General features: G+C 47.9%; 26 protein-coding genes. 1 reads left to right on the forward strand and 25 read right to left on the reverse strand.

Going from position 1 to position 25,994, the window contains the following annotated elements; translation table 11 throughout:
* Positions 1-99: 99 nt before the first annotated feature.
* The 25 genes from B4E62_RS08855 to rpmH form a co-directional block, all read right to left on the reverse strand.
* Positions 100-1,122 (reverse strand): DUF4405 domain-containing protein, encoded by a 1,023-nt coding sequence (locus B4E62_RS08855; protein WP_310069210.1) that lies wholly within the window; start codon positions 1,120-1,122, stop codon positions 100-102.
* Positions 1,123-1,171: 49 nt separating this feature from the next.
* On the reverse strand, positions 1,172-1,756 hold the full coding sequence (locus B4E62_RS08860; RefSeq protein ID WP_331351807.1) for a hypothetical protein: 585 nt from the start codon (positions 1,754-1,756) through the stop codon (positions 1,172-1,174).
* 95 nt (positions 1,757-1,851) lie between these two features.
* The gene (locus B4E62_RS08865) at positions 1,852-2,337 is read right to left on the reverse strand and encodes a hypothetical protein (RefSeq protein ID WP_331351808.1); all 486 of its coding nucleotides are present in this window, start codon (positions 2,335-2,337) and stop codon (positions 1,852-1,854) included.
* Positions 2,338-2,463: 126 nt separating this feature from the next.
* The gene (locus B4E62_RS08870) at positions 2,464-3,147 is read right to left on the reverse strand and encodes a response regulator (protein ID WP_310069201.1); all 684 of its coding nucleotides are present in this window, start codon (positions 3,145-3,147) and stop codon (positions 2,464-2,466) included.
* Positions 3,148-3,177: 30 nt separating this feature from the next.
* Positions 3,178-4,593 (reverse strand): ATP-binding protein, encoded by a 1,416-nt coding sequence (locus tag B4E62_RS08875; protein ID WP_331351809.1) that lies wholly within the window; start codon positions 4,591-4,593, stop codon positions 3,178-3,180.
* Between the two features lie 80 nt (positions 4,594-4,673).
* Positions 4,674-6,032 (reverse strand): bifunctional UDP-N-acetylglucosamine diphosphorylase/glucosamine-1-phosphate N-acetyltransferase GlmU, encoded by a 1,359-nt coding sequence (glmU, locus tag B4E62_RS08880; RefSeq protein WP_331351810.1) that lies wholly within the window; start codon positions 6,030-6,032, stop codon positions 4,674-4,676.
* Positions 6,033-6,217: 185 nt separating this feature from the next.
* Positions 6,218-6,643: a F0F1 ATP synthase subunit epsilon gene (locus B4E62_RS08885; RefSeq protein ID WP_331351811.1), complete on the reverse strand. Its 426-nt coding sequence runs from the start codon at positions 6,641-6,643 to the stop codon at positions 6,218-6,220.
* Between the two features lie 81 nt (positions 6,644-6,724).
* A complete protein-coding gene (gene atpD, locus B4E62_RS08890; RefSeq protein WP_331351812.1) occupies positions 6,725-8,104 on the reverse strand; it encodes a F0F1 ATP synthase subunit beta in 1,380 nt (459 codons plus the stop codon).
* 113 nt (positions 8,105-8,217) lie between these two features.
* Entirely contained in the window at positions 8,218-9,081 is an 864-nt protein-coding gene (gene atpG / locus B4E62_RS08895; protein WP_310069188.1) for a F0F1 ATP synthase subunit gamma, read from the reverse strand.
* Positions 9,082-9,161: 80 nt separating this feature from the next.
* Positions 9,162-10,706 carry a F0F1 ATP synthase subunit alpha gene (gene atpA, locus B4E62_RS08900; protein ID WP_310069185.1) on the reverse strand — a complete coding sequence of 515 codons (1,545 nt, stop codon included), beginning with the start codon at positions 10,704-10,706 and terminating at the stop codon, positions 9,162-9,164.
* 22 nt (positions 10,707-10,728) lie between these two features.
* A complete protein-coding gene (locus B4E62_RS08905; RefSeq protein WP_310069182.1) occupies positions 10,729-11,265 on the reverse strand; it encodes a F0F1 ATP synthase subunit delta in 537 nt (178 codons plus the stop codon).
* A gap of 11 nt (positions 11,266-11,276) precedes the next feature.
* Complete coding sequence (locus B4E62_RS08910) at positions 11,277-11,747, reverse strand: F0F1 ATP synthase subunit B (protein WP_310069180.1); 471 nt, start codon at positions 11,745-11,747, stop codon at positions 11,277-11,279.
* 50 nt (positions 11,748-11,797) lie between these two features.
* A complete protein-coding gene (atpE, locus tag B4E62_RS08915) occupies positions 11,798-12,037 on the reverse strand; it encodes a F0F1 ATP synthase subunit C (protein WP_039916140.1) in 240 nt (79 codons plus the stop codon).
* A 74-nt stretch (positions 12,038-12,111) separates the two neighbouring features.
* On the reverse strand, positions 12,112-13,017 hold the full coding sequence (gene atpB, locus B4E62_RS08920; protein WP_331351813.1) for a F0F1 ATP synthase subunit A: 906 nt from the start codon (positions 13,015-13,017) through the stop codon (positions 12,112-12,114).
* A gap of 39 nt (positions 13,018-13,056) precedes the next feature.
* A complete protein-coding gene (locus tag B4E62_RS08925) occupies positions 13,057-13,455 on the reverse strand; it encodes an ATP synthase subunit I (protein ID WP_331351814.1) in 399 nt (132 codons plus the stop codon).
* A gap of 295 nt (positions 13,456-13,750) precedes the next feature.
* Positions 13,751-14,662 carry a ParB/RepB/Spo0J family partition protein gene (locus tag B4E62_RS08930; RefSeq protein ID WP_331351815.1) on the reverse strand — a complete coding sequence of 304 codons (912 nt, stop codon included), beginning with the start codon at positions 14,660-14,662 and terminating at the stop codon, positions 13,751-13,753.
* Positions 14,663-14,689: 27 nt separating this feature from the next.
* Positions 14,690-15,490, reverse strand: a complete 801-nt coding sequence (locus B4E62_RS08935) for a ParA family protein (RefSeq protein WP_310069161.1) — start codon at positions 15,488-15,490, stop codon at positions 14,690-14,692.
* Between the two features lie 37 nt (positions 15,491-15,527).
* On the reverse strand, positions 15,528-16,133 hold the full coding sequence (gene rsmG / locus B4E62_RS08940; RefSeq protein ID WP_374725251.1) for a 16S rRNA (guanine(527)-N(7))-methyltransferase RsmG: 606 nt from the start codon (positions 16,131-16,133) through the stop codon (positions 15,528-15,530).
* A gap of 133 nt (positions 16,134-16,266) precedes the next feature.
* The gene (gene mnmG, locus B4E62_RS08945) at positions 16,267-18,177 is read right to left on the reverse strand and encodes a tRNA uridine-5-carboxymethylaminomethyl(34) synthesis enzyme MnmG (RefSeq protein WP_331351816.1); all 1,911 of its coding nucleotides are present in this window, start codon (positions 18,175-18,177) and stop codon (positions 16,267-16,269) included.
* Positions 18,178-18,902: 725 nt separating this feature from the next.
* Entirely contained in the window at positions 18,903-19,688 is a 786-nt protein-coding gene (locus tag B4E62_RS08950; RefSeq protein WP_331351817.1) for an AAA family ATPase, read from the reverse strand.
* Positions 19,689-19,801: 113 nt separating this feature from the next.
* Positions 19,802-21,166, reverse strand: coding sequence for a tRNA uridine-5-carboxymethylaminomethyl(34) synthesis GTPase MnmE (gene mnmE / locus B4E62_RS08955; protein ID WP_331351818.1), 1,365 nt, complete (start codon positions 21,164-21,166; stop codon positions 19,802-19,804).
* Between the two features lie 9 nt (positions 21,167-21,175).
* Positions 21,176-22,834: a membrane protein insertase YidC gene (yidC, locus tag B4E62_RS08960; RefSeq protein ID WP_331351819.1), complete on the reverse strand. Its 1,659-nt coding sequence runs from the start codon at positions 22,832-22,834 to the stop codon at positions 21,176-21,178.
* Between the two features lies 1 nt (position 22,835).
* Positions 22,836-23,138, reverse strand: coding sequence for a membrane protein insertion efficiency factor YidD (yidD, locus tag B4E62_RS08965; protein ID WP_414633256.1), 303 nt, complete (start codon positions 23,136-23,138; stop codon positions 22,836-22,838).
* Complete coding sequence (gene rnpA / locus B4E62_RS08970) at positions 23,116-23,631, reverse strand: ribonuclease P protein component (RefSeq protein ID WP_331351820.1); 516 nt, start codon at positions 23,629-23,631, stop codon at positions 23,116-23,118. The genes yidD and rnpA overlap by 23 nt, the downstream gene beginning before the upstream one ends.
* A 106-nt stretch (positions 23,632-23,737) precedes the next feature.
* On the reverse strand, positions 23,738-23,875 hold the full coding sequence (gene rpmH / locus B4E62_RS08975) for a 50S ribosomal protein L34 (RefSeq protein WP_084617888.1): 138 nt from the start codon (positions 23,873-23,875) through the stop codon (positions 23,738-23,740).
* A gap of 478 nt (positions 23,876-24,353) precedes the next feature.
* Between rpmH and dnaA the strand changes: the two genes are divergently transcribed.
* Positions 24,354-25,913, forward strand: coding sequence for a chromosomal replication initiator protein DnaA (gene dnaA, locus B4E62_RS08980; RefSeq protein ID WP_331351821.1), 1,560 nt, complete (start codon positions 24,354-24,356; stop codon positions 25,911-25,913).
* Positions 25,914-25,994 lie beyond the last annotated feature (81 nt).

Genomic DNA, 25,994 nt, shown 5'->3' on the forward strand with positions numbered 1-25,994 from the left:
GGCGCCTCATACTATACCCGGTTGCCCTCTGATCGACTATCGCACGACAGCATTTTTCCCCAACAGGTACGGTAGAAATTACAGTATGCACGTCGCTTTCTATTCCACATTCGCCACAATAAATTCCAGAATCTGTTTTGCTGTGGTGACATTATCCAGCTCGGTGTAAAGCGAACCATCCCTACCGGAATGATGTCCATGGCCGACCAGGTTAAATAGATGCTGACCCGGTTTTTGTGAATCAATAATCGATTCATAAATCAGCGAAGGCTGGCCTGATGAACCTGTACCAGAATAAATTGCATCATCAGGAAAACGGGTCTTGCTGTAGAAGTCGTTAAAATCATAGGTGCGATTAACCTCAACCATTAATTTGTAGCGCCCCATACGCGGTGCAGACATAGTGACTTGATAATCCACTTTCGGCGTAGCGGCGGCGATGCCGTCCAAATCCGAATTGTGTTGATCAGGGGTGTAAAGTCCGTCAACCGATTTAATGCCACGTTTATGGCTCCAGTAGGGCAAGGCCTCCGGACGGCGCACTACATCAATCGCCGGATCTTTTGAGCGGTAACTGGAATCGGACGTTTTGCCAGTGATGTACAGCGTATCGATATATTTGCCTTCCAGCGTTTCCATCCACACCACAATTTGCGGCGTGCTGGTGTAAGTCAAACTCAAAAATAGCTCTTGAGGTGCAGAGTGATACTCTCGGCCTGCTTTAAAAAACACATGCAATTTTGGGGCAGCGGGATCAGCACTTAAATCGATGAGTGTGTATTCGCGTTTATCCTGCTCAGCGGATTTTTTCAGGTTGTAACCAAAGGTCGCAACCGATGAGACCGGCGGCAAATTAAAAATCAGCCCCATCACCAGCGGGACTATGCCCGCAATCGCCAAACCCATCGACCATTTTCCCGGACGTTTTTGCATATGATTTTTGTAAGTTTTTGCATTGTGTTTAATGTGCAACACAATGCAAACCAGAAATAGCACCGCGCCCCAGATATGCAGTGAGCCGACAAAATAATTGTAAGGTGTTGCGTACAAAAGCACGCCAGTAATCAGCAATACGGCAAAGGCAACGGATAAGGTAATGGTGGAAATAGTGCGTAAGTTCATAATATCTTCCAGCTGGATTTTTCAATGTAATTTGTGCGATGACAATCAATTAGGACTGGAAACGTCTCACTAAAAAGCCAATCACGCTGATTAACAATCCGACAATTGCCCAGAGGTAGGCCAGTATAAAAATGGCAAATTTAATTACTGCAGAACTGGAATAGGGATACACCAACCAATCAGCAAAACCTTGTGAATCGGCGATAAAAAAGAACGAAACCAGATTTTCCACCGCATCAAACAATGCAGCTGTCGGCGCGATAAATACCATCACCCACGCCAAATCCTTTAGCCATTTCACATTCGGCAAGCTGCGGTAGACCGCTGTCATCAGCGCAAAAAACGACACAAATACCGTCACCATAAACAGATAATCTGCCATCTGTACCCAAAAATAATCCTCCAGTGTTCCCTTGCTAATGAGCACTGCGTAATAGCCTTTGAGTTCTTCCGCATTAAAGGTGGTTTGGCCAATATAAAAAGGGACAGGAAATTGGCTATCAACATAAAGCCCGTCCAACCACACCTGAGTTAACTGACGGATGACAACCAACACTATGGCAATACACCACCATTGCAGTGGCGTTAACGATTGAGCAAGTCTTGTAGCGAAATGGGTAAGGGTATTGAACATGATGAATACCGTTTAATTTTTATGTGGCTGTGGACTGACCGGGAGGCATTACTCCCGGTATGTAATGAATCACCAAACGATGCAGTAGTAGAGGTTTACGCGTTTAATGTTTGTTGCTGCAATTGCTGGCGCAGTTGCATCAATTCGCTATCAAAGGTCTTGCGGATTTCCTGCCGCAAGGATTCAGGCAGTGGTGATGCGGGAACTTGCTGAAGTGATTGTGGTTGGCTGTATGAAAATGTCATGAAGCCGAATTTTTTGGTTTTGGCCCATTCAGCAAATGACTGTTTGAATTGCCTCAATTCTTCCGGCGTTAAGAGCGCGGCTAATTCCGCTTCTTTTTGCGCAAGAAATTCCGGAATTTTTTCGCTTTGGTTGGTGAAGTAGAGCTTGGGCACTTCGCGGTATGAGTCGAGGATAGCCGACATTTTTTCGGCACGTTCGGCATCCAGATTTAACTCAGCAACAAAACGCTGATGGCCATTGCCCCAGTTAGCTTCGCCGCTCCAATCTTTTGCACCAACAAACGATGCACAGGCGATACTGCCAACAATCAAACCGGTGATAATTAACTTTTTCATAACTTTGTTCCTCTGTGGTTGTGGTCTACAAGTGCCAATGTAGGCCTCAAATGAGGAAGCAAAATGTGTGAATTGTGAATGAATTGTGTCTTTTGCGCGGGTAGGGCGGTGCGCTGGTTTGCTCGGCTAGGGCGCTTCGTATTTGTAACCGGCACCGTAGACTGAGCGGATCAACTCAACCTGATCATTGGCATCGTTGAGCTTTTTGCGCAATTTTTTGATGTGCCCATCTACTGTCCTGTCACCCACGATGCGGTAGTCCTGATAGATATTGTCGAGGATATACTGGCGGGAAAATATTCTGCCGGGTTGGGAATAGAGCAGGGAAAATAATTGAAATTCCACGTTGGTCAATTCAACCACCTGATTGAAAACTCGCAGGCTCATGCTCTGCTCATCAACAACAACCGGCGCTGAAACAACAGAATGTTGTGGTGTGTGAAGGCTGCGGCGCAACACTGCCTTAACGCGCGCGACCACTTCACGCGCGCTAAAAGGTTTGCACACATAATCGTCCGCACCCAACTCAAGCCCCAATAACCGGTCAATTTCTTCTACTTTGGCAGTCATCATAATAATTGGCACCGCCGAGTGTTGGCGCTGGTGCTTACAAATTTCCAAACCATCCATACCGGGCAACATCAAATCCAACAAAATTAATGCAGGTTCATTTTGCTGCAACCAGCGATGCGCTTCATCGCCGCGATTAAATACAATTGTTTGGAAGTTGCTGGCGTTCAGATACTCCACCATCAATTTTGCCAAATCAACTTCATCTTCAACCAAACAAATCAATGGTGATGTTTGCATCTTTACATCCTTAATAAACGCGATGGATATTTATTGTTGGGCTTTGGGTAACTCGATGCAAATTTGCAATCCACCAAATGCCGAAGTACCCGCCCTAATATTGCCTTGATGTGCATTGACGATATTTTTACAAATCGCCAAGCCCAAGCCCGCGCCGCCCGTTGCGCGACTGCGTGAATTTTCCAACCGGAAAAGTCGCTCAAAAATTTTGTCATATTGCTCAGGTGCCACGCCGGGCGCACTGTCATCAAAAGTGATGAAAACTTTCGTATCGCTGGTGCTGATGCCCACCTGAATCTCACCACCCGCATCAGTGTAGCGTATGGAGTTTTCCAACAAGTTGCTGAATAACTGTTGCAGTCGGTCGCTATCAGCGACTATTGAGTAGTCTTGAGTTACATCGATATTGTCTTTTAACGTTAAATCCGCCGCTTCCGCTTTCACTTGAAAATGTTGAACGCAGGTTTTGACCAAAGGTGCGAGAGAAATAGTTTTTTTGTTGTAGCTAAGTGCCCCCACGTCAGACAATGACAGTTCAAATAAATCATCGATCAAATTGCTCAACCCTAGAATTTTTTCATAGAGCAATGCAAGGTTTTCATAGTTAGCGGGTCGAATTCCATCCTGCATCGCTTCTATTTGCACTTTGAGCACAGAAAGCGGTGTGCGCATTTCATGGGAAATATCGGCAACCCAAAGTGCACGCGATTGTTGGTTTGCCGCCAGCGCTTCACTGAGCTGATTAAAACTATTGCAGAGTTGGCCGATTTCATCTTGGCTAGTAACCGGAATTGTTTGCGAATAATCGCCAGACGCCAATGCATGGGCCTTTTGAGCGAGGGTAGTCAACGGCTGGCTGATTCGTCGCGCCAGTAGGGTTGCAACAATCGTCGCAATCACCAACACAAATAAACTGATAATGCTGAAGATTTTAAACTGGTGCTGGATAAAATTTTGGTCTTGCTGCCTACTCACAACAGTGGGTTTTACAAAGCCGATAAAACCAACCAGCTGGTTTGCATTGGTCACTGGAATCCAATCCAATGTTTGGTTGGGTTTGTTAACACCCAGCAATAATTTTTTATTCGCGTCATGCAAACTGATACTACTGACAAACTCGCGATAATAGGCACGCGGAGCGCTCGCTTCAGCCTCTGGTGTTGCCGGAAGGCCTTCAAACAGGGACTCGCTTTCAGCAAAAATTATGTCTTTTAACTCAAGCCAACGCGATGGATTGGTTTCAAGTGCATGGAATGAATTGTCTTCGCCATACACATTAGCCAGGGCACTGCGTAATATTTCCAAGCGCTGCACAGATTGTTTTGATGTGTAATCCAGGAAACCCTGGCGCAAGCTGTTATGCAATAAAAGATAGAGCGCCAACACGCACAGCGTTATGGTGCCGACAAAAGCCAACCAGAGTTTGGTGCTTACATTCATGCGCATAAAACGCTCCTTAAATATTAGGCAGGTTCCATAAAAAACGAGGCGCTTGGCCTCGTTTTACATTTTATATACTTCATACTTTATTTTTTTGTGGGACGCTCCCACCCCTGAATATTGCGCTGCTTGCTGCGCGCAATCGCCAGCTCTGCAGTTTCAACATCTTTGGTGATAATTGACCCTGCACCTACAGTGGCGCCCGCACCAATTTTTACCGGTGCAACCAATGCCGAGTTGGAGCCGATAAACGCGTTGTCGCCAATTTCGGTTTTGAATTTATTTACACCATCGTAATTACAAGTGATAGTCCCTGCACCCACATTCACCTTGCTGCCGATAGTGGCATCGCCGATATAACTCAAGTGATTCACTTTGCTGCCCTTGGCGATCACGGCTTTTTTAGTTTCAACAAAGTTGCCTATTTTTACGTCGTCCGCAAGCTGGGTTCCCGGGCGCAAACGCGCGTAAGGGCCTATATCGCAGTTCGCCGCGAGCGCCGAATCTTCAATATGGCTAAAAGCTTTGATATGGGAATTGTTGCCAATTTTGCTATTGATGATGATGCTGTTAGGTTCAATGACAACGCCATCACCAAGCACAACATCACCTTCAAATACACAATTCACATCGATAACCACATCGCGACCAGCGGTTAGATTTCCGCGAATATCAATGCGCGATGGATCGAGTAGAGTCACCCCCGCCACCATCAACTCATTGGCTTTTTGTTTTTGGTAAAAGCGTTCAAGTGCCGCCTGTTGTTGGCGATTATTAATACCTTCTACTTCTTCAACTGCATTGGGTTGCTCAACATGGATCGCAACACCATCGGCTTTGGCCATGGCGATAATATCGGTCAGGTAAAATTCGCCCTGGGCATTATTGTTTTTTAATTGCGGTAACCATTTTTTTAAATGCACTGCTTTGACGGCCATGATACCGGTATTGATCTCGGCGATTTTTTTCTGCGCGTCGCTCGCATCTTTGTGCTCGACAATCGCAATCACTGCACCGGAATTATCGCGCACAATTCGACCGTAGCCGGTTGGGTCTTGCATATTCACTGTGAGCAAACCCATTTGGGTTTCATTCACACCGGCGATAAGTTTTTGCAGGGTTTCAGCGCGGGTGAGCGGCACATCGCCGTAGAGGATTAATACGGTTGCATCATTTCTAAGTTGGGGCAGGGCTTGTTGTACCGCGTGGCCAGTGCCGAGTTGCTGCGCTTGCAGGACAAATTTCACATCGGGCGCGGCCATCTGTTGTTCCACTTTTTCCGCTCCATGGCCAACGATAATCAGGATCTGCTCACCACCCACTTGCCGCGCCGTATCGACTACATGTTGCACCAGGGCTTTGCCGCCAATCGGGTGCAAAACTTTGGGTAAGTCGGAACGCATGCGGGTGCCTTTACCGGCGGCGAGAACGAGGATGTCGAGCATGATAGAGTCCTTTGGAGTTTCGAAGAGGAGTGGTGTTCAGCTTATCGATTGTTAGCACTAAGGTAATTGCTGCATTTTAACGATTTAAGTCACTATTGAAATGGCAATGTCTCGTTAAAACAAAAAGCGCATCCAATAAAAAAGGCGACTCGAAAGTCGCCTTTTTCAGGTTCAACACTAACCGCTTACTTACCTGCTTTGCGTTTAATCGCTTGCAGGGTTCGCAATTGGGCAGCAGCTTCTGCCAATTGTGCGGCAGCGCGTTGGAAATCAATCTCGCTGGATTGCTCCGACAGCTGTTGTTGCGCCAGTTGCTGTGCTTCTAATGCCGCAGCTTCATCCATATCGTCGGCACGCAAGGCAGTATCTGCCAATACAGTGACGTGATAAGGCTGAACTTCAAGGAAACCACCGGAAACGAAATAAATTTCTTCGGTGCCGCCTTGTTTGATAAGACGCACAGGACCTGGCTTGATACCGGTCAGCAATGGCGCGTGACCATAGGCAATACCTACTTCACCCAGGCTACCGGTGGTAATTACCATCTCCACCAAGCCGGTGAAAATTTCACGCTCAGCACTGACGATATCGCATTGAATAGTCATGGCCATACTTGTGTCTCTTCACTGAAATAACGCTGCCCTGCAACAGGACAGCAGACAACCCCCGCGGTTTAACACGGGGGTTGGCGATTACTTGAGTTTGGCAGCTTTTTCGACCGCTTCGTCGATAGTACCTACCATGTAGAAAGCTTGTTCTGGCAAGTGATCGTAATCACCGGCCAACAAGCCTTTGAAACCGCGAATGGTTTCTTTCAGTGGAACGTATTTGCCCGGTGAACCGGTAAATACTTCGGCTACGTGGAAAGGCTGTGACAGGAAACGCTCGATTTTACGCGCACGGGATACGGTTTGTTTGTCTTCTTCTGACAATTCATCCATACCCAAAATCGCGATGATATCTTTCAACTCTTTGTAACGTTGCAGTACGGTTTGTACACCGCGCGCTACTTCATAGTGATCGTTACCAATGATCATTGGGTCCAACTGACGTGAAGTTGAATCCAGTGGATCGATCGCCGGGTAAATACCTTTTGCAGCGATATCACGGCTCAGTACTACAGTTGAGTCCAAGTGCGCAAAGGTGGTTGCTGGCGATGGGTCGGTCAAGTCATCCGCTGGTACGTATACGGCTTGAACAGAGGTAATAGAGCCAATCTTGGTAGAAGTAATACGCTCTTGCAGAACGCCCATTTCTTCCGCCAGCGTCGGTTGGTAACCTACTGCTGAAGGCATACGACCCAGCAATGCAGATACTTCAGTACCAGCCAGGGTGTAACGGTAGATGTTGTCTACGAAGAAAAGAACGTCTTTACCTTCGTCACGGAATTTCTCCGCCATCGTCAGACCAGTCAAAGCAACGCGCAGACGGTTCCCCGGCGGCTCGTTCATTTGGCCGTATACCATCGCAACTTTATCGACTACGTTGGATTCTTTCATTTCGTGGTAGAAGTCGTTCCCTTCACGGGTACGCTCACCTACACCGGCAAACACCGACAAACCGCTGTGTTCTTTAGCGATGTTGTTGATGAGTTCCATCATGTTTACGGTTTTGCCTACACCCGCACCACCGAACAAACCGACTTTACCGCCTTTAGCAAAGGGGCAAACCAGGTCGATTACTTTGATACCGGTTTCGAGCAGGTCATCTGACGCTGACAGCTCTTCGTACTTGGGCGCAGCGCGGTGAATCTGCATACGCTCTTGTTCGCCGATTGGACCAGCCTCGTCAATTGGGTTGCCCAACACATCCATAATGCGACCCAGGGTTTCTTTGCCCACAGGTACACGGATTGGTTCGTTGGTGTTGGTCACAACCAGGCCGCGACGCAAACCTTCGGAAGAGCCCAATGCAATCGTGCGCACAACACCGTCGCCCAATTGCTGTTGAACTTCGAGGGTCAGGTTGCCATCTGTGATGACCAGTGCATCATAAACTTTAGGCACTGCATCGCGTGGGAATTCCACATCGATAACCGCGCCGATAATCTGAACGATACGTCCGCTACTCATTTCCGGTTCCTCTTTGTTCCAGAAATCTCAGATCCCTTTTATTAAAACTCAGGGGGCTGAAAGATTAAACACAAAAACAGTTTGGCTTGCTGCGCACGGATGGGAGCAGGGTATCAAGATACCGCTGCTGCACCGCCGACGATTTCTGACAGCTCTTGCGTAATGGCTGACTGACGCGCTTTGTTGTAAATCAGTTTCAAACTATCAATCAATTCACCGGCGTTGTCGGTTGCGCTTTTCATCGCAATCATACGCGCTGCCTGCTCACAGGCCGCGTTTTCAACTACCGCTTGATAGACTTGCGATTCAATAAAGCGAGTCAACAAACCTTTCAACAGGAACTCAGCATCCGGCTCGTAGATATAATCCCAGTGATGTTTCAACTTGGTATTTTCTTCGGCCACCAGAGGCAACAACTGGCGAACTTTCGGCGCTTGCGTCATGGTGTTAACAAAATCGTTGCTCACCATAAACAGCTTATCGATCTTGCCTTCCTCAAATGCATCGAGCATGACTTTCACACTGCCGATAAGATCAGCAACCACAGGGGCTTCGCCGATATCGCGTGTGGAAGCAACTACATTGCCACCAAAACTTTTGAAAAACTGGGCCGCTTTTGCACCCACCAGACACAGATCAATGGCAATGCCCTTGTCGTTCCAGGATTTCATATCTCTAATCGCTGCTTTAAACAGATTAGTGTTTAAACCACCGCAGAGACCGCGATCACTGGACACCAGAACATAACCAACGCGCTTCACTTCGCGCTCTTTCATAAAACGGTGTTTGTACTCGGGGCTGGAGTTAGCCAAGTGCCCGACTACTTCGCGGATGCGATTGGCGTAAGGTTTGCCCAATTGCATACGGTCTTGCGCACGACGCATTTTACTTGCAGCGACCATTTCCATCGCGCTGGTAATTTTCTGCGTGCTTTTGACGCTCGAAATTTGCGTCCGGATTTCTTTAGTGCTTGCCATACTCTCGAACTCAGGTTAACGGCCTAAGACGCTTGAGGTCATAAAAGCCGATGCATCACCGGCTTTTATTGACCGCCAAATTACCAGGTGCGGCTTGCTTTCAGCTTGGTGATCAGCTCTTTGAACTTGCCTTCCAGTTCGCCATTCCAATCGCCAGTAGCATCTATGTGAGCCATAGTGTCAGCGATTTCTGATTTTGCGAAAGAGAGCAGGGCAGCTTCAAAATCCAGCACCTTGTTAACGGCGATATCTTTCAGATGACCTTCGTTAGCAGCAAACAAGACCAGCGCCATTTGCGAAACACTGAATGGAGCAAATTGCTTTTGCTTCATCAATTCGGTAACACGTTGACCGTGTTCCAACTGTGATTTGGTCGCTTCGTCCAAATCGGAAGCAAACTGCGAAAACGCAGCCAGTTCGCGGTATTGCGCCAGTGCGGTACGGATACCACCAGAGAGCTTTTTAACCACTTTAGTTTGTGCAGCACCACCTACGCGCGATACCGAAATACCGGCGTTCATCGCAGGACGAATACCTGAGTTGAACATGGACGACTCAAGGAAGATCTGTCCATCGGTAATAGAAATCACGTTAGTTGGAACGAATGCAGACACGTCACCTGCTTGGGTTTCAATGATTGGCAGCGCGGTCAAAGAACCGGTTTTACCTTTCACTTCACCTTTGGTGAATTTCTCAACATAAGCTTCGCTTACACGAGAAGCGCGCTCAAGCAGACGGGAGTGGAGATAGAATACGTCGCCGGGATAAGCTTCACGGCCCGGTGGACGACGCAGCAACAGAGAAATTTGACGGTAAGCCCAAGCTTGCTTGGTCAAGTCGTCATAAATAATCAGTGCATCTTGACCACGGTCGCGGAAGTATTCACCCATGGTGCAACCGGTGAAGGCTGCAAGGAATTGCATAGCAGCTGGATCAGAAGCAGTCGCTGCGATCACAACGGTGTGATCCATAGCGCCGTGCTCTTCGAGCTTGCGTACAACGCTTGCTACAGAAGATGCTTTCTGGCCGATAGCAACATAAATACATTTAATGCCAGAACCTTTTTGGTTGATGATCGCATCAACCGCAATGGCGGTTTTACCGATTTGACGGTCGCCGATGATCAGCTCACGCTGGCCGCGGCCGATAGGTACCATCGCATCAATGGCTTTCAAACCAATTTGTACTGGCTGGTCAACCGACTTACGCCAAATTACGCCGGGCGCAATTTTTTCGATCGCGTCGGTCATTTTGGTGTTGAGTGGACCCTTGCCGTCAATCGGGTTACCCAATGCGTCGAGTACACGACCCAATACTTCCGGACCAACAGGAACTTCCAGAATACGGCCAGTACACTTACATTTTTGGCCTTCGGCCACACCGCGGTAATCGCCGAGAATTACTGCACCTACAGAGTCGCGCTCCAGGTTCAGTGCCATCCCGTAGATGCCGCCTTCAAATTCAATCATCTCACCGTACATAACATCGGCGAGACCGTGAATACGAATAATACCGTCTGTTACGGAAACGACAGTACCTTCGTTTTGTGCTTCTGTTGAAAACTCAAGGCCAGCGATGCGCTGCTTGATAATTTCACTGATTTCAGAAGGATTCAGTTGCTGCATGCTCTGTTCCTCGACCCTAACATTAGGATTTCATTGCTTCGGCGAGCTTCGCCAAGCGACCACGTACTGAACCGTCAATCACCATGTCGCCGGTGTGGATAACAACACCACCCAGCAGGCTCTTATCAACCGAGCCTTGAACACTGACTTTACGATCCAACTTGGCGCTCAGTGCTTGAGCCAATTTGTTTATCAAGTCAACCGGCAACTCATAAGCTGCGGTCACCTCAACATCGATGGTTTTTTCTTGCTGGGCTTTCATTCTGGCGAACAGCTCTTTCACAAACGGAAGAAGCGCCAGACGTTTATTGCTCGCAAGGGTGCGGATGAAATTCTGTTGATTTTCATCCATCTTCTCACCACAAACTTGTACAAAGATGGAAGCTTTCTGTGCGGCAGACAGACCAGATACGCCCAAGGCTTTTTTCACCTGATCTTGTTCTGCTACAGCGGCTGAAACTTCCAGAGCTTCAAACCATGACTGCAACTTGTTTGCAGCCAAGGCGAATTCAAATGCTGCTTTGGCATAAGGTCTAGCCAAGGTGGTCAGTTCAGCCATATCTACCTCTCTTAGAGCTCGGCAGCGAGTTTGTTTACCAACTCGTTGTGAGCATTTTGATCGATAGAAGATTCGAGAATCTTTTCTGCACCAGCCAATGCCAGGGTTACCACTTTGCTGCGCAGTTCTTCGCGCGCACGGCTGGTAGCCTGTTCAATTTCAGCTTGGGCAGAGGCTTTCAGACGATCACCTTCCAAACGGGCTTTCTCTTTTGCTTCTTCAACAATTTCGATAGCGCGCTTGTTGGCTTGATCGATAATGATGGCCGCTTCTTTCTTTGCAGATGTCAGTTGCTCAACCACTTTCTGTTTGGCCAATTCGAGATCTTTTTCAGCTTTATCCGCAGCCTGGAGACCATCAGCGATACGCTTGGTACGCTCAGCCATTGCCGCAACAATGGGTGGCCATACAAAACGATGTGTCAGATAAATAAAGATGACAAATGCCACCATCTGACCGATAAAAGTTGCGTTCAGGTTCACGTTTAGATGCCTTTGTTAGAGGGATTAATCGCTAACGCGACTACTTAAAATTAGGCGCCTGTAGCAAACAGGATGTACATGCCGATACCAACACCAATCATTGGAACCGCATCGACCAGACCCATAACAACGAAGAATTGGGTACGCAACATTGGGATCAATTCTGGTTGACGAGCGCCGCCTTCCAAAAATTTACCACCAAGAATACCTACACCAATCGCAGCACCTACAGCACCTAAACCAATTACCAGTGCACCTGCCAGATAAATCAAAGCTTGAGCTTCAGTCACAGTGTTTTCTCCTACTTAAGTTGATAAAAAATAAAAAACGAAAAACAAAAACTTAAAAAAACAAACTAAAAAACTTAATGCTGCTCATCGGTTTGGTAAGACAAACTCATATAAACAATTGTCAGCACCATGAAAATCAACGCTTGAAGATAGATGATCAAAATATGGAAGAGTGCCCATACTATCTGGATCAAACCAGCAACACCTGCGAACAAATATCCAGCGCCGTACAAAATCGCAATCAGGATAAAGATAATTTCACCAGCGTAGAGATTACCGAACAGACGCAAGCCGAGCGATACCGGCTTGGCAAACAAACCGGGCAGTTCAAGCACCAGATTTACTGGAATAAACAAGGTTTGCACAATGGGATTACTGCTGCTGAAAGGGTGTAAGGTAAATTCTTTAATAAATCCTATTACACCTTTTTGGGTAATGCTGTACCACAGGATCAGAATGAAAACACAAGATGCCATACCCAGCGTGATGTTAGGATCAGTTGAGGGAACGACTTTAAAGAACACCGCGTGAGGATCAGCGCCAAGTGAAACACCAACTAATTTAGCAATTTCTGGCAGAAGATCGATGGCAATCAAATCCATCGCATTCATGAAAAATACCCATACAAAAATCGTTAGTGCCATAGGCCCAATCATTTTGTTTTTGTAAGGGAACATACTCTTTACATTGCTATCAACAAACTCGATAGCGAATTCAACTGCGTTTTGTGCACCGGTGGGTACATCGGAGGTTACTTTCTTAGCAACGCTGCGGAAAATAAAGAAAAACAGCGCACCTAAAAATAACGACCAACCCATGGTATCTACGTTAACAGCCCAAAAGCCCATTTGTGCAGCTTCGTCGCTATTATGCGCAAATCCCCAAGTACCATCAGGCAACTTGCCATAGGTGAGGTTGGTAAGGTGGTGTTTGATATATTCTGAAGATGTTAGAACTTCTGCGTGTTCAGCGGATGACATCGTTAAATCCCAAATGACCAAAGTTGAAATCGGTTCACACTAGCGGCGCCCACCGGGGCTGCGGACTAGCGGATATAGCCAGGCAATTACCTGGACCATCACATAAGCCAAAATCATGGTTGCGGCGTAAGCGGTTTCTTTTAAAAACCCAATCTGCTTAAAGGCCAGCAAAAACATCAAGGCTGTGATTACAAATTTTCCAAGCTCACCCGTGTAAAAAGCGGCGAGTATCTTTTGGGGTGGCGCGCCCAATCGGGGACGAAACGCCACTAGTGCCAGCCACAAGTTGGCCGTCACACAAATAATTCCACCGACAAACAATGAAATTGCGATCTGCTTATTGACCGCAAGACCCAAGGCACTTAACGCCAAGGTTACCAATAGCTGGACCGCCACTGTCTGAAGAGCAAAGTCACGCCCTTTGAGATAACGCGACATTCTGGATTCCGCCCTCATTTTTTGCGGCGGCATTCTGTCACAAAGAGCTGCTTATTACCATTAGTAACATGCTTATGTTCCAGACGCCCAAACGTGGCGCATTATAGAGATTAAGCCCCCCAGCAGCAACCGTCCCGCTAACACCAAACATAAAAACTGCCTAGTAAATTTGCTGTAAATTTAGCAACCAATTTATCGATTACTGCAATTTGTGTTTAGAGTCGGGATCGGTAACTAGATGTAGGGAAATGGCACCCTTTGCACAGGTGCCAGCAAAGCGGGAAAAGGAATAAATTTATTTGATATGGCCAAGGATACCATCCAGTTCATCGAGCGAATTATAGCTAATCACCAATTTTCCCTTACCCTTGGAACCATGCTGGATTTCAACTCCTGCACCCAACGTATCGGAAAGCTGATCTTGTAAACGGCGAATATCGGCAGAGACGGTAACTTCGGGTTTTACTTTGTCGGTATGTTGTCCTTCCTGGTGCAAACGCACCAAGGCTTCCGTCTGGCGTACCGACAGCCCCTTGGCGACGATTTGCCGTGCAATCGCGCGCTGGGTTTCATCGTCGAGGGTCAACAACGCCCGCGCATGACCCATTTCCAAATCGCCGTGTTCGAGCAGGGTTTTGACTTCGTCGCTCAAGGCAATCAGACGCAGCAAGTTGGTGATAGTTGTACGCGATTTACCGACTGCTTGCGCCACTTCCGCGTGGGTCAATTCAAATTCGTCTTGCAAGCGTTTGAGCGCAACTGCTTCTTCAATCGGATTTAAATTTTCACGCTGGATATTTTCGATCAGCGCCATCGCAATTGCGGCTTCATCGGGGACATCGCGAATCACTGCAGGGATTTTATCCAAGCCGGCAATTTGGGTAGCGCGCCAGCGGCGTTCACCGGCGATAATTTCGTAGCGGCCTTCACCAATCGGGCGCACCACAATCGGCTGCATCACGCCTTGGGCTTTGATCGATTCCGCCAACTCTTCCAGAGCTTCAGTGTGCATATCGCGGCGCGGCTGGTATTTGCCGCGCTGGATTAATTCCACCGGTAAATGTGCGAGCTTGCCATCGCGATAATCGAGTTTGCTATCTACTTCCGCAGGATTGATCGGCATTTCGGGCGCAGGTGCAGTTACACCCAAACCAGCACTCAAAAGTGCATCCAAGCCTTTTCCTAATCCTTTGCGTTTTGTCGACATCTCAACCAGCCTTATTTCAATTTTTTGTTAGAGGGTTTCTGCCGCAGCGGCGGATTGTTTTGGCGTTTCGTTGCGGCGCAAAATTTCACCGGCCAGCGCGAGGTAGGCAATTGCGCCTTTGGATTGGCGATCAAACGCCAACACCGGCATGCCGAAACTTGGCGCTTCCGCAAGACGCACATTGCGCGGGATGCAAGTGCGGTATAAGCGATCGCCAAAATGCTGCTGCAATTGCGCCGATACATCGTTGGTCAAACTATTGCGCGGATCATACATAGTGCGCAGTAAGCCTTCGATTTTTAAATTGGGATTCAATACTTTCTGAATTTGATTAATAGTACCAACCAATGCCGATAAACCTTCCAATGCATAATACTCACACTGCATCGCAATAATGACGCCGTCACAGGCGGCAAGTGCATTCAAGGTGAGCATGTTAAGCGAAGGTGGGCAGTCGATAAGAATATAATCGTATTGGTCGCGCACCTGATTGAGTGCATTTTGTAGACGGCGCTCTTTGTTATCCAGCGCGAGCATTTCAACTTCGGCCGCGGTTAAATCGCCATTGGCGGGCAGCACATGGTATTTGCCGCTTTCCGAAACCACTATGCAATCTTTGATCGCAGCGCGCTCGGTCAACACATCGTAAATATTTTCTTCAATTTCATTTTTGTTGACACCACTGCCCATAGTGGCGTTGCCCTGTGGGTCGAGGTCCACCAGCAAGACACGCTTTTTTGTCGCTACCAGTGATGCAGCTAAATTCACGCAGGTGGTTGTTTTACCGACTCCACCTTTTTGATTGGCAATGGCGTATATCTTGGTCAAGTGAAAATCCTATAACCACCCAGTGGTTGAAAAATTTTTATTGTTTCGGCTGCAAGACTAACAGGTGGCGCTCGCCATCTGTTTCGGCAACCAACAGCTTTACACTTTCTAGTAATTCAATTTTGCCAGCGATAGGTGCAAGTTCATCTTGCGGAAATATCCCTTTCATCGCCAGAAAAATTCCGCCCGGCACCAACATATGTGCACAACCGTCGGTCATATCTTGCAAACTGGCGAAGGCACGGCTTATCACTGCATCAAATTTTTGCTCGGGTTGAAATTCTTCGACCCGCCGATTCTCAACCGTTACATTGGTTAACCCCAGCAGGGTTTTAACATGAAATAAAAAGCGGGTTTTTTTACCGTTGCTATCGAGAAGGGTAAATTGTTTTTCCGGGAACATAATAGCCAATGGAATTCCCGGCAGGCCACCGCCGGTGCCGACATCAATTATCCGCGTAGCGGAAAAATTTTTATTGGCAGTAAACCAAGGCACCACACTTAAGCTATCCAGCAGATGACGCGCTACCATTTGGCGAATATCGCGCACCGCCGATAGATTATAGGCTTTGTTCCATTTTTCGAACTCGCGCACATAGGCCAACAACTTTTCAATTTGGCCTTCACTCAGCGCAACCGACATCTCAATGGCGCCGCGCAACAATTGCGCGCGTAATTCAGTGTTTAAATCCGTCACTCGTCTCTCTTTAATAAATTCGCTATAGGCTTTTTGTAGGATGGGTGGAGCCTAAGCGATACCCATCGATTTTTCACAATTACGATGCTTGTTGTTCCGGAGCATCTTCCTGCAAGCGTTTTAACACACCGCGTTTTTTCAGATAAATCAACACCAGCGAAATCGCCGCTGGCGTAATGCCGGAAATTCGCGCTGCACGCGCTAGCGTTTGTGGCCGCGCAGCGGTCAATTTTTGTTTGACCTCATTGGACAGTCCATCAACCACCGAATAATCAAAGTCATCCGGAATAATCGTATTTTCATATGCACGCAAACGATCCACATCTTCCTGTTGACGTTCGATATAGCCAGAATATTTTGCTTCAATTTCTACTTGTTCAGCCGCTGCTTCATTGGCGATAGCTTTACCTTTAAGCGAGGCGATATCGGTGTAGCTCAATTCCGGGCGGCGCAACAAATCCATCAAACTGTATTCGCGCGTTAATTTAGTTTGGATTTTTTGCTCAACCAATTCTGCTTCCGATGAACCAGCTTGAATCCAGGTAGAGCGAAGACGCTCTTGCTCAAGCGCAATCTGCTCGCGCTTGTCGCAGAAAATTTTCCACTGCGCATCACCAATCAAACCAAACTCGCGCGCTTTTTCAGTTAAGCGCAAATCTGCGTTGTCTTCGCGCAACAACAACCGGTATTCGGCGCGGCTGGTAAACATGCGGTAAGGTTCCTTGGTGCCGAGGGTAATCAAGTCGTCCACCAATACCCCGACGTAAGCTTGGTCGCGTGTTGGGCACCAGGCCGCTTTTTCTTGCGCGCGCAGCGCCGCGTTTATTCCCGCAAGCAAACCTTGTGCACCGGCTTCTTCGTAACCGGTGGTGCCGTTGATCTGGCCGGCAAAAAATAAACCGCCGATCACTTTGGTTTCCAGGCTGTGTTGCAAATCTTGCGGATTGAAATAATCGTATTCAATGGCGTAACCAGGGCGCAGGATGTGAGCGTTTTCAAACCCTTTCATCGAGCGCACGATTTCCAGCTGCACATCAAACGGCAAGCTAGTGGAAATTCCGTTCGGGTAAAGTTCGTGGGTAGTCAAACCTTCCGGCTCGATAAATACCTGGTGAGAATCCTTATCCGCGAAGCGGTGGATTTTATCTTCAATCGACGGGCAGTAGCGCGGGCCGATTCCTTCAATCACGCCCGAGTACATGGGCGAGCGATCGAGGTTGCGACGAATTACATCGTGGGTTTTTTCATTGGTGTGGGTAATGTAACAACAAATTTGTTGCGGTTGCATGGCGCGGTTGCCCATCACCGACATCACCGGGCGCGGCTCATCGCCGTATTGTTTTTCCAGTACAGCCAAGTTGACCGTGCGTGCATCCACGCGCGGCGGCGTACCGGTTTTTAGACGGTCAACGCGCAGCGGTAATTCACGCAGGCGTTTTGACAGTGCAATCGACGGCGGATCACCCGCGCGACCACCGGAATAATTTTGCATGCCGATGTGGATCAAACCACCAAGGAAAGTACCGGCAGTCAAGACGACTTGATTGGCCATAAATTTCAGGCCCATCTGTGTAACCACACCGCGTACTTGATCGTTTTCCACAATCAGATCGTCAGCGGCTTGTTGGAAAATCCATAGGTTTTCCTGGTTTTCCAAGGTTTCGCGGATCGCCGCTTTGTAGAGGATGCGGTCAGCTTGCGCACGGGTCGCCCGCACTGCAGGACCTTTGCGCGCATTGAGGACGCGAAACTGGATGCCGCCTTTGTCGGTAGCCAGTGCCATAGCACCGCCCATGGCATCGATTTCTTTTACCAGATGGCTTTTGCCAATCCCGCCAATGGCCGGGTTACAAGACATTTGGCCGAGGGTTTCGATGTTGTGCGACAGCAGCAAAGTCTTACAGCCCATACGCGCGGAAGCTAAGCATGCCTCAGTACCAGCATGGCCGCCGCCGATCACAATCACATCAAAACGATCCGGGAAAATCATCGCTTACTACCTTGCAGCCGGGCTGCGTACAAATACCTTGGACAGGCGAGGGACAAAAGGGGCGACATTATAGGGCTTGTCAGCGGTTTGCACAAAACTTGTACAGGGATTAATCAATATAAATTTTAACCCTCCATATGGGCTCAACTGAGAACTCCCGCCGCTAAGCGTTTCAACTCAAATACCTAAGTCCTGTTTGTAGATCGCATGCGTTTTTAGTTATTCAAAAAAACAGCTCGCTGTTACAACAAAGGAAAATATTTTATGAAATGAATATATGTATTGTTATTTAGGTATTTAAAAGATGTTGTTATATATATAGCGCGATATTTCTGTGGATAAACCAAGAAAGTAATTATTTTTCAATAGGTTAATTGCAGGATAAGGAACTGGAAAAGCATCGCGCAAGCTGGTCTTAAGCTGCTCGGAAGCTGGTTGTAAAAGCCTTTGTTATACAGAAGTGGAGAAAAAAGCGACTTATCCCCAAAAGTCTGCCCAGCTTTTGTCATCCACACCCACAGGTTTGTACACATGAGTGTTGGATCACAATCAAAATAGTATTAAAAACAACTATTTACACCATAAAACTCGATTTAACTGTGGATAACCTGTGTAACTGTGTGGAAAAACATGGTTATAAGCCGGTATTAAGGTGTCTTTTACTGGAAGGTTTGGGGATTAATTTGTGCGATAGAAAGAAATGAATACCAGGGATATTTTGGTAGTCAGGATGCATTTACCACATCGGTATCTGGGTCATCGGAGAGTGATTCATCCAACCATTGGATAGGTGAAGCCTGGGCATCAAGCCAACATAAAAGTAATTCCCAATCGTTGCGATCGCGCGCATGGCTCTGCTGTGGGTAATCGGCAATACCGCGCCCTTCACTATAGGCGCGTACATAATGCTGGGTGTCCCTCAGGGTCGCGGGATAGGGAATATTCAAACTTAGCAGGAATTTTTGTAATCGCTCCCAGGCATTTGCCTGTTGTTTAACGCGGTTTGCAATTACTGCGATAGGGCGACGCTGGCGGCGCATGCTGCGGGTTAACAGGAGTTCGCCAATAAAACGGGCGCTGGCGCGGATATCAATATCCGAGGGTAGCACCGGCACTATAATGAGATCGTGGTTCTGGATGATATCGTCCAGTGCCATATCAGTAAGGCCGGGTGCGGCATCGGTTATCAACCAGCGTGTCGATTTGGGCGCTCGCCATTGGAAGCTGCGCGTGATGCGGCTATTGAGTTCTATTTTTACGCCGAAAATTTTTGGGAGTTCGGGTCCGCGTGAACTTAGCCAATGGCTGGCTGAACCCTGGGGATCTGCATCGACCAGTACGGTGGTATCCCCACGTTTTGCTAACCAGGAGGCAAGGTTGGTACTGACGGTGGTTTTACCCGATCCGCCTTTGCCATTAATTACCAAAATCCGGCAAGCAGAAAGTAACTGGATGGCAACCAGAGGTTCTGCATGGGTTTTGGCAATGCTGGTTTGCGGTGGGGTATTCATCGCGTAGGTCTATATTGTTTAATTAATAAACAGTATAGACATAGCGCTAAGGCATTGTTGGCAGGGGTTCACACAAGGCGGATTTGAGTGGAAACAGGCGACTGGATAATAGGTTATTTGCCGATACAAAAACTGCTGAAGATGCGCCCAAGTAAATCATCCGGGGTAAATTCGCCGGTTATCTCACTGAGCGAGTTTTGCGCCTGGCGTAAATCTTCAGCCAGCAATTCGCCGGCGGCATAACCTTGCAGCTGGGTTTTGCCAGAAGCGAGGAACAATTGTGCGCGTTCAAGTGCATCGAGGTGGCGGCGGCGGGCGGTAAATCCTCCTTCACCACCGCCGCTAAAACCCATAATGGTTTTCAGATGGTTTTTTAGATCATCAATCCCGGCGCCGGTTGCAGCACTAATACCTATATATAGGTCGTTCGATGTTGAGTGAAACAATCCAGCTGCTTCAGCGCTAAGATCAATTTTGTTGCGAACCAGAGTGATTTTGCTGGGATCTTGCAGTTTTTCGACAAACTCAGGCCATATTTCGTTAGGCTTAGCCAGCTGACTTTGGCGGCTATCGACTAATAACAGCACCCGGTCGGCTTGTTGGATCTCCTGCCAGGCTCGTTGGATGCCGATCTGTTCGACTTCATCCGGGCTGTCGCGTAAGCCGGCGGTATCAATAATATGCAATGGCATGCCATCAATATGGATATGTTCGCGCAGTACATCGCGGGTAGTGCCTTCAATACTGGTCACAATGGCAGACTCGCGTCCACTCAGCGCGTTGAGCAAACTGGATTTTCCGGCATTGGGACGACCGGCAATCACCACGCGCATACCGTCGCGCACTAACACACCTTGACGTGCTTCTTTAAATACCTGCTCCAGTTTTCCGATGATGTTATCCAGATCGCGCGCAACTTTGCCGTCACTTAAAAAGTCGATCTCTTCTTCGGGGAAGTCAATTGATGCTTCAACGTAAATTCGCAAGTGAATCAAGGCTTCAACCAGTTCATGGATACGTTTGGAAAACGCACCTTGCAGTGAGTGCAAAGCATTGCGTGCCGCTTGTTCGCTGGTGGCATCGATCAGGTCAGCAATAGCTTCGGCCTGGGCGAGGTCGAGTTTGTCATTTAAAAATGCGCGCTCGGAAAACTCACCCGGACGGGCGAGGCGGATACCGAGCTGGGTGATTTCGCGCAGGAGTAAGTCAAGAATAACTGGCCCGCCGTGGCCCTGGAGTTCAAGGACATCCTCACCGGTAAAAGAGTTGGGGCCTGGGAAAAATAGGGCTATGCCTTGGTCGAGCACATCGCCAGCGCGGTTTTTGAAATCGCAATAATGGGCGTGGCGCGGTTGGAGTTGGATGTTAAGCAGTTGTTCGGCAACCAGACGGGCTTTGGCGCCGGAGATGCGGACTATACCGACACCACCGCGGCCAGTGGCGGTGGCGATGGCGGCGATGGTGTCGGTAATGATCATAGCGATGACTTATTTAGCAGCAGGTTCAGCGTCGATTTGTTTGGTAATGATGTACTGCTGGATAATCGACAAGGTGTTGTTAGTCACCCAGTAAAGTACCAGACCAGCCGGGAACCAGAGGAACATAAAGGTAAAGATCAACGGCAGCATTTGCATGATGCGCGCTTGCATAGGATCAGTCGGCTGTGGGTTGAGCTTCTGCATAAAATACATGGTGATACCGTAAATAACTGGCAGCACAAAGTAGGGGTCTTTTACCGAGAGATCGAAGATCCAGCCGAAGAACGGCGAGTGGCGCAGTTCTACCGATTCCATCAACACGTAATAAAGAGCGAGGAATACCGGCATCTGGATCAGCAGCGGCAAGCAACCACCAAAAGGGTTTACCTTTTCGGTTTTATACATTTTCATCATTTCTTGCGAGAACTTCTGGCGGTCATCGCCAAGACGTTCTTTCAATTCAGCCATTTTCGGCGCTAACTTGCGCATTTTCGCCATGGATTTATAGCTGGTTGCCGAAAGTTTGAAGAACAAGGCTTTTACAATCAAGGTTAAACCAATAATGGCCAAGCCCCAGTTGCCTACTAAACCGTGAATCCACTTAAGAACAAAGAACAATGGTTTGGCTACCCACCAGAGCCAGCCGTAGTCTACTGTCAGGTCGAGGTAGGGAGAGATTTGTTCCAAACGCTCGGTATCTTTGGGGCCAGCGTAAAAACCGGCTGAGATACTAGCTTGGGTTCCGGGAGCAACTTCATTAACCTTGCCGGTAAAACCCATCAAATAAAGGTCATTGTCGCCCAACTTGCGCAAATGATAGGTGTTTTGACTATCGGCATCGGGAATCCAGGCGCTGATAAAGTAGTGCTGTACCATCGCCACCCAACCACCTTGAACGCCCACTTTTTCTTCTTTTTCAGCCATATCGGCAAAGGTGATTTTTTTGTACTTTTCTTCCGCGGTGGTAATTGCGGCACCCAGGAAAGGGTTCATTTCCAAAGCGCTGACTTTTACAAAGTTTTGGCTATCGCGTTTGATTTGGCCGTAAAGCTGTGCTGACCAGGTATTGGCGCTTTTATTATCGATCAGGTATTCAACGTTGATCAGGTAATCGCCGCGGGTAAAGGTGTAGCGCTTGGTGATATTGACTTCGCCCTGTTGCAATACCAGGTCAACGACCAACTGCTTTTCACCATCGGCCAGGGTGTATTCATTTTTCTCACTGCTAAACAGTGGGCGACCTTGAGCAGTATCGGTGCCGTTAGTGCCAATCAAGCCACTTTGTGCCAGATAAGTGTGGTTGTCGCGGTTATCGAGCAACACAAAAGGTTGGTCGGGAGTGTCCAGTTTGAGAAAGTGACGTGGAAGTGCAAGCTGCACAATGTCGCCACCCAGAGGATTGATGACGAGATCAAAACTGTCTGTTTTCACTTTAATCAGTTGGTTGGCAGCCAAAGTAGTTTTTTCTGCTTCAGACAGACTATTGGCAGCAACTGGAATATCACTGTTGATTGCCGCCGCTGCGGGGATTGAACCCGTGTTAGTGGTGGTTTGGGTGGCTACCGGTGTTTGTGTGGGTAGCTGTTCCTGATATTCATGCCAGCGAATAACCAACATCAATAAGGTAGCGAGAATTGCTGCAATTAATAGGTTTTTTTGCCAATCCATCTTAATGACTGCCATCAATAGTGTGTGAGTGAATAGAAGAACAACAGGTCTTGTTCAATTCCGGTACCGGATCGAGGCCGCCTTCATGCCAGGGATGGCATTTTAGTAGGCGTCGCAGGGTTAGATAAGACCCTGTAAAAAATCCATGCCGCACAATTGCTTCTTCCGAGTAATGTGAGCAGCTGGGATAAAAGCGGCATTGGTTGCCAATCCAGGGGCTTAAAAAATAGCGATAGCCGTGCAGCAGTTTGACTGCCAGCCAGATCAGGCCGGAATGGCCGTTATTGATCAGTCGCTTTAGCATCTGCATTGACCTTTTGCTCTGCCCCTTGATTTTGCGCCTGCGATGTTAACCGATGATGGCGCACTTTTTTGAAAATTCGCTGCCATTGTTGATTTAATTGCTGGCTAAATTCGCTATTGGACAGGCTATCCATCCCCTTGCGTGACAGCACCACAATATCCAACCCGGCTAACTCCTGCTGCTGCAGGCGAAAACTTTCGCGGATCAAGCGTTTCATGCGGTTGCGTTCCACTGCCAACTTCATGTGTTTTTTGGCCATCACCAAACCCAAACGCGGCTGGGTCTGTTGGTTGAGGCGGGCGAGGATCAAAAAATACTGATGTGAAGCGCGAAAAGGAGCGTCATCAAACACGGGTTTGAAATCAGCGGCGCAGAGTAAACGCAGGGATTTGGTAAAACAAAAAGAAGCGGAGTTGGAACCTGGACCAAAGCGGACATCGCTTTGGGGTTGATTCGAACTAGCAGACTGTTGAAATTCTATTTTGGCTGGCATAAGTGCGCTAAAAATAGTCTGGGAATGACCGTTATCGACTACTTTGTCTCACGTTTGCCAATAACAAATTTCAACAAACTGCTAGTGAACCAAGAAGCGCGAACGATTAAACGCGAGTCAGCTCGGCACGGCCTTTGGCGCGACGACGAGCCAATACCAAACGGCCACCTTTGGTAGCCATACGAGCACGAAAACCGTGGTTACGAACGCGTTTCAGATTGCTGGGTTGGAATGTTCTTTTCATGATAAACCTGTTAAAAATCCTGAGTTAATTCACACGGCGTGCGAAAAGAGGCGGGATTCTAATGAATGCCACTGTCTAAAGCAAATTATTTTGAGCAAATAATCTACAAAAAGTGGCAAATTGAGCTGTGCACATTTTCTACCACTTTCCCCCCAGTCAATTCATATGTTATTCACAGGTTTATCCACAGGTTTGTCGTTTTATTCATTCTTTTTGCCGCCTCGCGGTGCTCTGTTATAAGCTGGTCGTTATGGTGTAACTAATTGAATTTTAATGGCTAAATTTTAGCCCGTTCAAATTAATTTTAACTTTTGTTGTGGATAACTCTGGGGGGCGGGAGTAGACTTAGATCCCCCGTATAAATCTGGGTTTAATCCTATCCAGAATTCATCAAATAGTAGCGGGTCTCAGTCTTTATCTCTGTTTATCAACACATCAATGAACAATAACCGCAATTGGCGTTTCGGGAGTTTTGGTTTTGCTGCAATCGATTTGGAAATTATGTGCCGCCAGCCTACAGGATGAATTGCCTTCACAGCAGTTCAATACCTGGATTCGGCCATTGCAAATTGATGAATCAGCCTCTCCCCAAGAATTGCGCTTGCTAGCACCCAATCGCTTTATTTGCGACTGGGTCACAGAAAAATTTCTTAATCGTATCCGCGAACTGGCCAGTCACTACCATCAGGACAATAACCTGCTGGTGGCGGTGGGTGTTGCGCCGCGACCGGCAGCAGGTTTTCAAGCGAACCCGGTAAACCAGCGCTCAGTGCCCAGCTATGAATCCGCTACTTTAGCTCCAGTTTCAGCTGATATGCGGGAGGACAATCTCGCGTTTGGTAGCCAAAGTGTGGTGCAGGAAGTTAACAGTGATAGTTATTCAAACTCGTCGAATAGGGCAAAATCTCCTGCTAAAATCATTGAATATGACACAAAGTCACGCGATATTCTTCTAGAAACCGGTTTTGATAGCACTCGTGTAACGCCCGAGTTGGAAGTTGAAGGCGGCCTTAAGCACAGCAACTATTTAAATGTGTCATCTACCTTCGCTACCTTTGTCGAAGGCAAGTCCAACCAGCTAGGTTTGGCCGCAGCGCGCCAAGTGGCGGAAAATCCGGGCGGTGCCTACAACCCTCTCTTTATATATGGTGGAGTTGGCTTGGGGAAAACCCATTTGATGCAAGCTGTCGGTAATGCCATGGTGGCGCGCAACCCTAATGCAAAAGTGGTTTACTTGCATTCCGAGCGGTTTGTTGCCGATATGGTAAAGGCGCTGCAGTTGAATGCAATAAATGATTTCAAACGATACTACCGTTCGATGGATGCGCTGCTGATCGACGATATCCAATTTTTTGCTGGTAAGGAGCGTTCGCAGGAAGAGTTTTTCCACACCTTCAACTCCCTGTTGGAAGGGGGCCGCCAGATCATTCTGACATGTGATCGTTTCCCGAAAGAAATCAATGGGTTGGAAGAGCGATTAAAATCCCGCTTTGGCTGGGGTCTGACCGTGGCGGTAGAACCGCCAGAGTTGGAAACGCGGGTGGCAATTTTGATGAAAAAGGCCGAGCAGGTGAATATTGATTTACCGCACGAAGCTGCCTTTTTTATTGCTCAGCGGATTCGCGCCAATGTGCGCGACCTGGAAGGTGCGTTAAAACGCGTTATCGCCAGTGCCAACTTTACCGGTCGGCCGATTGATGTTGAGCTCGTGCGAGAAGCCTTGAAAGATTTATTGGCGCTACAGGATAAACAAGTCGGTATCGACAATATCCAGCGCGTGGTATGTGAATACTACAAAATCAAAATGAACGATATGATTTCCAAACGTCGCAGCCGTTCAGTGGCGCGCCCGCGCCAAGTGGCGATGGCCTTGGCGAAAGAATTGACCAATCACAGCTTGCCGGAAATTGGCGAAGCTTTCGGCGGCCGCGATCATACCACGGTATTGCACGCCTGCCGCAAGATTAAGGAATTACAAGAAGAGACCGCAGATATCCGCGAAGATATGAAAAACTTGCTGCGTTCCCTGACAACTTGATTTATAAACGTTGTTGTTTTATGCATCATCCCGTAGCGATAAAAACACCATAAGTCCCGGAAGATTACTTAAGAGACCATC

This window comes from Cellvibrio sp. UBA7671, from assembly GCA_002483145.1.
GTDB lineage: Bacteria > Pseudomonadota > Gammaproteobacteria > Pseudomonadales > Cellvibrionaceae > Cellvibrio > Cellvibrio fibrivorans.